Source organism: Haladaptatus sp. (assembly GCF_049589095.1).
Lineage (GTDB): Archaea > Halobacteriota > Halobacteria > Halobacteriales > Haladaptataceae > Haladaptatus.
In genome coordinates this window covers 1-7027 of sequence record NZ_JBAWAC010000230.1, presented here as the reverse complement: position 1 = coordinate 7027, position 7027 = coordinate 1, and the positions used below count along the sequence as shown (strand labels likewise).

The following is a 7027-nucleotide window of genomic DNA, read 5'->3' as shown; positions in this document are numbered from 1 at the left end:
GTTCCGCCATTTACGACCCTCCGTCGTTCGCCCAGTCGAGCGAGCGTTCCACGGCGTCCTCCCAGCGACCGTACTTCTCGTCGGCCTCGTCGCTCGACATCGCCACCTCGAACTCGCGGTCCACCTGCCAGTTGTTCCGGAGTTCGTCGGCGGTCTCCCAGTAGCCGACGGCCAGTCCGGCGGCGTACGCCGACCCGAGCGCCGTCGTCTCGTCCACGACTGGTCGGGCGATATCCGTCCCGAGGATGTCGGCCTGAAGCTGACAGAGGAAGTTGTTCTTCACCGCGCCGCCGTCGACTTTCAGCGTTTCGACCTCGATGCCGCTGTCGGCCTCCATCGCTTCGGCCACGTAGCGGGTCTGGTAGGCGATGGATTCGAGCGTGGCACGGACGACGTGTTCCTTCCGGGTTCCGCGCGTCATGCCGACGAGCGTCCCGCGGGCGCGCTGGTTCCAGTGCGGCGCGCCGAGTCCGGTGAACGCGGGGACCATGTAGACACCGTCCGTCGAATCGACGCTTCGGGCGAGGTTCTCGGTCTTCCCGGCGTCCTCGATGAGGTCCATGTCGACGAGCCATTCGATGGCCGCGCCGGTGACGAAGATGGAGCCTTCGAGCGCGTACTGGACGGGTTCGCCCGAGCGCTGGAAGCCGACCGTCGTGAGCAGGCCGTGCTCGCTCTCGACGGCTTCGTTACCCGTGTTTAAGAGGAAGAAACTCCCCGTCCCGTAGGTGTTCTTCGCGTCACCGGCGTCGAAACAGGTCTGCCCGAACAGGGCGGCCTGCTGATCACCGAGTGCGCCCGCGACGGGAACCGCCGCACCCAAAAAGCCGTCGGGGTCAGTCGAACCGTAGGTCTCGTCGTCGCTCGACGGACGAACCTCGGGTAGCATCGCGCGCGGCACGTCGAACTCCTCACATAACTCGTCATCCCAGTCCATCTCGTGGATGTCGAACAGCATCGTCCGCGACGCGTTCGTCACGTCCGTGATGTGTTCGCCCGTCAGGTTGTAGATCAACCACGAGTCGATGGTCCCGAACAGGATTTCGCCGCTTTCAGCCCGCTCACGCAGACTCGCCGGACGAGCGCGCTGGGTCTTGATCGGTTCCGAATTATCGAGCAACCACTCGGCCTTCGTCGCCGCGAAGTACGCGTCCGGTTGCAGTCCCGTCTTCGCCCGGACGTCGTCCGCCTTCCCGTCCGCCTCCAGTTCCTCGATGCGGTCGGTCGTCCGCCGGTCCTGCCAGACGATGGCGTTGTGAACGGGTTTTCCGGTATCCGCGTCCCACAGCAGCGTCGTCTCGCGCTGGTTCGTCACGCCGATGGCCGCCAACTGCCCGGCGTCGATACCCGCCTCCGCGAGCGCCGATTCGATGACCGACTGCGTGTTCTCCCAGATTTCGAGCGGATCGTGTTCGACCCACCCCGGTTCCGGGTAGATCTGTTCGTGTTTCTCGTAGGCGTTCGCGACCACCGTTCCCGCGTGGTCGAACACCATGAACCGGGTGCCTGTCGTTCCTTGGTCTATCGAGCCGACGTAGGTATCGTTCGTTTCCATTGGATAACCTCCTGTGTCCGATGCCTGAATGACCGTATCCATCGGGTGGCCCAGCCATTTTTACTGGCAATAGGCCATTGGCTGTAAACATCAAACACTTTCATTATAAATGTTGCCCCTTCAAGGAGCGTGTGACTTCGCTCAATTTTCGTTGAGCGCCTCGAACACGAGCGTCGGAAACCGCGGTTCGAGCCTGCTCGGTTGCCGTCCGCTCCGGGTCCCGTTCTCGGAGGTTACCCGTTCGAGTACCCCGGCCTCGGCGAGTTCGTAGAGATAGCGCGTGACCGTTCCGGCCGAAAGGTCCGTCTCCGCCGCGATGGCGGTCGCGCTGGTTTCGACCGACACCCGAACGCTCGCGTCGAGTTCGAGCAGTTCGGCGAGGACGTGGCGGCGGTTTTTCGGCAGCGAGAGGACGATACCAAGCGGAACGCCGTCGCGCGGTACCGCGTCCATCCCCGCCGTCAGATGCTCGTCGTGGATTCGGTCCGCGTCCGCCCCGACGGCGAGCGTTACCGTGCCGAACAACGCTGCGAGCGCGTCGTGGGCGTCTCCCTCGGCCCACTCCGCGAGCGTCTTCACCTGCGCGTGATCGAGGACGCCCTGCCGCAACCCGCGTGAGGCCCGTTCCGTGAGTATATCGGTGAGTTCGTGGGTGCTGTACGCCGGGATTTCGAGCGCGTTCGACGCCTCCACGCGCGCTCTGCCGACCGTCATCACGGCCAGCGAGTCGCCCGTCTCGTCGAAGAGCGACTCCGTCTCCGCGGCGGTGAGCGTTTCGTCTTCACCGACGTGATCCACCGCGACGACGACGCCCCGGTTCGAGTCCTCCACGGCGGTCGCCAACTTTCGGCGGAGGGCTCCCGTGCCGACACCGCGTTTCGGCACGTGCTCGTCGGTCAACGAATCGAGCACCGACCGATACAGTTTGAACGCCGTGCCCGCCCGCCTGGCGTCGATGTAGACGAAATCGAACCCACCCTCGCTCTCGGCGCGGGTCGTCGTCAGTATCTGCCCGTTGCCGGAGGACAGCCGTTCCGCGAGCTGGTCGAACAGCGCGGTGACGATGGCCGATTTTCCGGCACCGGGCGGGCCGTACAGATGCAGGTTCGACGGGAGTTGGCCGTCGAACAGGGGGTCGAGCGCGTCGAGCAGTCGTTCCAAGGTGGATCCTCGCCCGACGGGGTTCGAGATGTGTGTCATTGGGCTGAGGACACCACACTCGACGACGAAATTGGCGACCGGGGGTGTCGCCCGGCGACGCTCGATGCGCTCTCCGATGTCCATTACCGCCGTCTAACCGTTCGAATGTAGATAATAGTTGTCTCTCGGCCGTCGCGTTCCGCCGGAATTCGAGCCGCCGGGCCGTATTTTATCTATACCACCGCTACTGTCGGTAAACTAAAGTGGATTCCAACGAACCGTCATACATGGCAACTGACGCCGATGTGCTCGTGATTGGGGGTGGCTCCACGGGCACGGGAATCGCCCGAGACCTCGCCATGCGAGGCCTCGACGTGACGCTGGTCGAGAAGGGCAACCTCACCCACGGGACCACGGGGCGGATGCACGGTCTGCTCCACAGCGGCGGTCGGTACGCCGTCTCCGACCAAGCCAGCGCCGAGGAGTGTATCGAGGAAAATCGCGTCCTCCGGGACATCGCCAGTCACTGCGTTGAGATGACCGGCGGCCAGTTCGTACAACTGGAGGGCGACGACGACGACTATTTCGAGGAGAAGCTACAGGGCTGTCGCGATTGTGGCATCCCCGCCGAGGAACTGACCGCCAGGGAAGCGCGCGAACAGGAACCCTACCTGACCGGGGACGTGAAACGGTCGATTTCCGTCCCCGACGGGGCCATCGACCCGTTCCGACTCTGCGTGGCCAACGCCGCCGACGCGGAGATGCACGGCGCGCGAATCGAGACGCACGCGGAAGTGACCGACGTGCTGGTCGAGGGAACCGACGTGGTGGGCGTCGAAGTCCGCCACGCGAGCGGGGCGGGCAAACGCGACCACTCCCAGCCCGGAACCACCGAGAAGATTCGCGCCGAGTACGTCGTCAACGCGACGGGCGCGTGGGCCGGACAACTCGGCGAGATGGCGGGCGTGGACGTCGAAGTTCGTCCGTCCAAGGGCGCGATGGTGGTCATGAACTGCCGACAGGTGGACACGGTCATCAACCACTGCCGACCCAAGGGCGACGCCGACATCATCGTCCCGCACGAGACGACGGCGATTCTCGGCACCACGGACGAGGAGGTCGAGGACCCTGAAAACTACCCCGAGGAAGGTTGGGAAGTGGATATGATGATCGACGAGTTGTCGAAACTCGTTCCCATTCTCCGCGATTCTCGGACCATCCGGACGTTCTGGGGGGTTCGCCCGCTGTACGAACCGCCGGGGACCGGGACGACGGATCCGACCGACATCACCCGCGACTTCTTCCTGTTGGATCACGAGGAGCGCGACGACCTCTCGGGGATGGCGAGCATCGTCGGCGGCAAGTTCACCACCTACCGGATGATGGCCGAGAAGATTTCCGACCACGTCTGTGACCGACTCGGTGTCAGGGCGACCTGCCACACCGCCGACGAACCGCTCCCCGGCAGTCACGATTTCACCCTGCTTCACGACTACATGGAGGAGTTCGGGTTGCGTTCGCCCATCGGCCGCAGAAGCGTCCAGCGACTCGGCAGTCGCGCCGAGGGGGTGCTCGAAAGCTGTGATCCGAACCCGACCATCTGCGAATGCGAGGCCGTCACTCGCGCGGAGATTCACGACGCCATCGAGGGGTCCGGGTCCGACCTGAACGCGGTTCGCATCCGCACCCGGTCCTCGATGGGCAACTGTCAGGGCGGGATTTGCTGTCACCGGATGGCGAACGAACTCCATCCGGAGTACGACGAACCCACATCTCGAAAAGCCCTCGACGAACTGTTTCAGGAGCGCTGGAAGGGTGAGCGCCACGGCCTGTGGGGCGAACAGCTCTCACAGGGGGCGCTGAACTACGCCCTTCACGCGACGACGATGAACCGCGACGAAACTACTGAAGACATCGACTTCGCGGCGTTCGACGGAGGCCAGCGTGGCGATTGAGGACGACGTGGTGGTCATCGGCGGCGGCATCGCCGGGATGAGCGCCGCGCTTTCGGCGGCCCGCGAAGGTGCCCAAGTCAGGCTGCTCTCGCACAAGGAGAGTACGCTCCGGCACGCGAGCGGCCTCGTGGACGTGCTGGGGTACACGGACGCCGACGGACTCGTCCCGAACCCGTTCGACGCGATTTCGGGACTTCCGGACGAGCACCCCTACCGAATCGTCGGCGAGGACGGCGTCCGAGACGGCCTCGACCTCTTCGATTCGGTGGCCGATTACGAGGGGACACACACCGACCGAAACGCCCTCGTTCCCACCTTCGGGGGGAAAATCAAACCGACCGCACGATACCCGCCCGCGACCGCGGCCGGACTCGCCAGCGACGACCGGGACGCCCTGCTCGTCGGTTTCGAGACGGTTGTGGACTTCGACGCACCACTGGCCTCCGAGGCTCTCTCGGCCGACGTTCCGTTCGACGTCCACGGCGCGACGGTCGCGTTTCCGGGCGATTTCAGGACCGACGCTCGAATCACGCGGCTCGCCCACGCGCTGGACGAAAACGAGCGAATCGAGGAATCGAGAGACGGCGTGTCCGCATCCCTCCCGATCCGAACCGCGCTCGCCGATGCGGTCGAACCGCACCTCGACGGCGCGGAGCGCGTCGGCTTCCCGGCGTTGCTCGGTGAGGACCGGACCGGAGAAGTGATCGCCAGCCTCGAATCCGAACTCGACGCGGCCGTGTTCGAGGTGCCGATGGGACCGCCGAGCATTCCGGGCATGCGCCTGGAAACGGCGTTTCACGAGGCTCTCGTCGAGGCAGATGTTCGAACCACGTCCGGAAACCCGGTCGTGGATTTCGAGACGGACGATGACGACGACATCGAAGCCGTCGTCGTGGAGCGAAACGGCGCGGCGATCCCGTTCCACGGCGACCAGTTCGTGCTGGCGACCGGCGGCTTGGTCGGGAAGGGTATCGACTCGACGCGGGAACGCGTCTCCGAACCGATTTTCGACTGCTACATCCCCGCACCGGATGACCGCTACGACTGGTCGGACGAGGAGGCGTTCGGCGACCACGCTTTCCCACGGTTCGGCGTGGACGTGGACGACGAACTGCGCCCACTCGATTCGGCGGGTGAACCGGAGTTCGGGAACCTCCGCGCGGCCGGTGGGGTTCTCGGCGGCTACGACTTCGCGGCGGAGAAATCGGGTAGCGGCGTCTCGCTTTCGACGGGCGTCGTTGCCGGACGACTTGCGGGCGAACAGGTGAATACCAATCCATGAGTGAGAAGGAAACGGGCAGCCGAGAGGCGGCCGAACTACGCGACGTGTTTACAGGCGAACCGCTTGACCTCAGACCGGGGTCCGACGACTGCTACAAGTGCTCGACGTGCGACACGGAGTGTCCCGTCGCGGAAGTGGACGACGACTTCCCGGGGCCGAAGTTCCAGGGGCCGGAACAGTGGCGGCTCAAGCGCAAGGACGACCACGATATCGACGACTCCATCATGTCGTGTTCGAACTGCATGCGCTGTGACAGCGCCTGCCCGTCGAACGTTCCCCTCTCGGGCATGCACAACACCGCGCGCGGCGACTACGTGGACAAGCAGATGTCGAAGTTCTCGCGGGAGTACATCCGCAACCGCATTCTGGCGAACTACGGTCGACTCGCGCCGCTTGGCGCGATGTTCCCCCGGATCACCAACTTCGTGATGGGCCTCGACGTGACGAAGACCGTCTACGAGAAACTGCTCGGCATCGCAGGAGAACGCGAGTTCCCCTCGTTCGCCGAGCAGACGTTCACCAGTTGGTGGGACGAACGAGGTGGCGACGCCGCCTCGAAGCGACGAGCCGAGCGAAATAGGGACGACAGCGAGGACGCCGACAAAAAAGTCGCCTACTTCCACGGCGACTACTCGAACTTCAACACGCCCGAGGTCGCAAAGTCGATGATCCGGGTGTTCGAGGAGTTCGGCTACGAGGTCATCGTGCCGGAGCAGCGCTGTTCGGGGACGCCGATGTTCGCGAACGGCATGCTGGACGACGCGAAGCGCGCCGCGAAGTTCAACATCGAGACGTTCGCCGCGCTGGTCGAACAGGGCTACGACGTCATCTGTTCGTGTACGTCCTGTTCGATGGCGCTCCGACAGGAGTACCCGGAACTCTACTCCTTCGACGGTACCGCAAAAGTCGCCGCGAACACCTTCGAAGCCCTCGAATATCTCCGAGTCAACGAGGACTTGGACGGCGCGCTCGCGGACTCCTCCGTCCCCGAATCCGAGTTCGGAACCCTCGCCTACCACGCGCCGTGTCACGCCAGAAATCAGGGACTCGACGGGCAGGCCGTCGAACTGCTGTCGGCGCTCGACGGCACCGATC

General features: G+C 64.5%; 5 protein-coding genes. 3 read left to right on the top strand and 2 right to left on the bottom strand.

What is annotated here, in order from left to right:
- Positions 1-10: 10 nt before the first annotated feature.
- Together glpK and WBV42_RS07450 are read right to left on the bottom strand one after the other, a co-directional pair.
- Positions 11-1555, bottom strand: a complete 1545-nt coding sequence (glpK, locus tag WBV42_RS07455) for a glycerol kinase GlpK (protein ID WP_423985463.1) — start codon at positions 1553-1555, stop codon at positions 11-13.
- A gap of 141 nt (positions 1556-1696) precedes the next feature.
- On the bottom strand, positions 1697-2839 hold the full coding sequence (locus tag WBV42_RS07450; protein ID WP_423985462.1) for a Cdc6/Cdc18 family protein: 1143 nt from the start codon (positions 2837-2839) through the stop codon (positions 1697-1699).
- Between the two features lie 143 nt (positions 2840-2982).
- Between WBV42_RS07450 and glpA the strand changes: the two genes are divergently transcribed.
- The 3 genes from glpA to WBV42_RS07435 form a co-directional block, all read left to right on the top strand.
- Positions 2983-4650, top strand: a complete 1668-nt coding sequence (gene glpA / locus WBV42_RS07445) for an anaerobic glycerol-3-phosphate dehydrogenase subunit GlpA (RefSeq protein ID WP_423985461.1) — start codon at positions 2983-2985, stop codon at positions 4648-4650.
- Entirely contained in the window at positions 4640-5932 is a 1293-nt protein-coding gene (glpB, locus tag WBV42_RS07440; RefSeq protein WP_423985460.1) for a glycerol-3-phosphate dehydrogenase subunit GlpB, read from the top strand. Before glpA ends, glpB begins: the two co-directional genes overlap by 11 nt.
- A partial coding sequence (locus WBV42_RS07435) for an anaerobic glycerol-3-phosphate dehydrogenase subunit C (protein ID WP_423985459.1) occupies positions 5929-7027 on the top strand: 1099 nt, incomplete at its 3' end. The genes glpB and WBV42_RS07435, both read left to right, overlap by 4 nt.